This window comes from Mesorhizobium sp. M2A.F.Ca.ET.039.01.1.1 (genome assembly GCF_003998035.1).
Classification (GTDB): Bacteria; Pseudomonadota; Alphaproteobacteria; order Rhizobiales; family Rhizobiaceae; genus Mesorhizobium.
Genome location: NZ_RZRY01001044.1, coordinates 1 through 1,705, shown reverse-complemented (window position 1 = coordinate 1,705; position 1,705 = coordinate 1). Strand labels below are relative to the sequence as shown.

At 61.3% G+C, this 1,705-nt stretch carries 2 pseudogenes; one reads left to right on the top strand and one right to left on the bottom strand.

What is annotated here, in order from left to right:
* Positions 1-343: 343 nt before the first annotated feature.
* Positions 344-628, top strand: a pseudogene (locus EOA24_RS37070) (MucR family transcriptional regulator); the annotation flags it as partial.
* A 7-nt stretch (positions 629-635) separates the two neighbouring features.
* Here EOA24_RS37070 and EOA24_RS37065 read toward each other — a convergent pair.
* A pseudogene (locus EOA24_RS37065) lies at positions 636-956 on the bottom strand (DUF2958 domain-containing protein); the annotation flags it as partial.
* Positions 957-1,705: the final 749 nt, after the last annotated feature.

The window sequence follows — 1,705 nt, the reverse complement described above, 5'->3', positions numbered from 1 at the left end:
AGACAGATACACGGCTGCTTCACGCTCCATCGACCGGACGATCCGGCAGCGCGCGGAAAGCCTGCTCCAACGGCCGAATTAGGCACAGCGATCGCGGTGGGGAGATCGAGATGCTTGAGAGCGTGTTTTGCGCCACTCGCATTGCCCAGCTCGATGGCTTCACCCCACGGGCGTACACCCCTCTACCAGATGCGCGACGATCCGGTCGGTGATCGTCGCGTAAATGTCCACGCTAGATCTGTTCTCTTTCCTGTCCATGACCGGAACCTCCATTCGAGCCGGCGACAATCGCGGCCGTCACGAGGTCCGACAGCGCCCTCGGCCGCCATGCGCAGCGCATGCTCTCAAGCCTGCGGTCCCGATCAAGAAGTCGGTGATGGCGGACTACATCATCTGCCTTGACGACGGAAAGAAGTTCAAATCGCTAAAGCGCCATCTGTCGACCCACTATGGCCTCACACCGGACGAATATCGCGCCAAATGGGGCCTGCGCGGCGGACTATCCCATGGTCGCGCCGAATTACACCGCTGCGCGCTCGGCCTTGGCCAAGACCATGGGGCTCGGCCGCAAACCGAATCGGAAACGCCGGCGCCTGCGAAGCGGACCGACAAGAAAATCGCAGCTTGACTGAACTGGCATAGGCCGACAGCGGCTTGTCCGGCCTGAAACACAGGTCGCGTTCGACAGGCAAGCCCAGGCGGCCTCGAACGGCAGCGAGCTCGGAGAGGCTCAGACTACCGATCTCCGGGTAGCCAAGTCCCAGGTCACAAAGTCCAAATGCGAGGTCCGGGTCCTCCGGGTCAATTTCCGTCAGGAGCCAGGTCGCGCCGGCATCCGGCGTGAACAGCTTAACGACAGGGACGAAGTCGATTTCGTCGTCGGTGCCGCGGAGAGGTTGCTGCTGGCGACCATTCGCCAGCAGCTTCTCCCGCAGGTCTTGGGTCAAGATCTGCATGGCGGCCTCCTATTCGTCGGCCTTAGGCGTGCGCAGGACGACTCGCCCGTCGATGGGCAGTGCGTCGAGGAGGAGCGTTCCGCCCTCGCCGTCGTCATGGGCGAAGAAGGAGGACCCAGAAGCCCTTCTGGCCTTCCTTGGCATCGCGCACGGTGTAGGCTTGGTAGAGCGGCGATTTCGCCTCGGACTTGGTGTTGCGATTGTTGGTCATGGTCTTTTCCTTTGGTTGATGGTTTCTGTCCCGGAGGACGGTCCAAAGGAGACGGCGTTCAAAGCGGGCTTGTCCCCAACACGGGAGCGCAGCGAATGGAGCGGGCAGGATCGGGACAAGACGGCTGCGCCGGCTAGAAGGGAACGTCATCGGCGCCGGGCAGACCAGCAACGGAAAAGGCGACTGCCAACCGCATGGCACCGAGTGTGATGGCCGGATTCGTCGTCACAATCCTTCCCGTGGTGACGGTCGATGGTCCGGTTGTTGGACCCACATTCGTTCGACTCGCGAAATGCGCGGTAAGGCGTATGATCCCCTAATCGCCCGGACCGAATAAAGGGCATTGCGGCGGCCTGGGAGTTGAGCTTCAGCCTGTATCCAGGAGCCTGACAATGTTACGCGCCAAGATGTCTGCATTCGATTGCGAAATCCTGCGAAGCGCCGTCCAACGTGCGATCATCCAAGGGGAAATCCCGGAAAGTCGACGACGCGAATATGCCGCGCAAATGGTCCGAGACTTCACCGGCGACGATCAGAT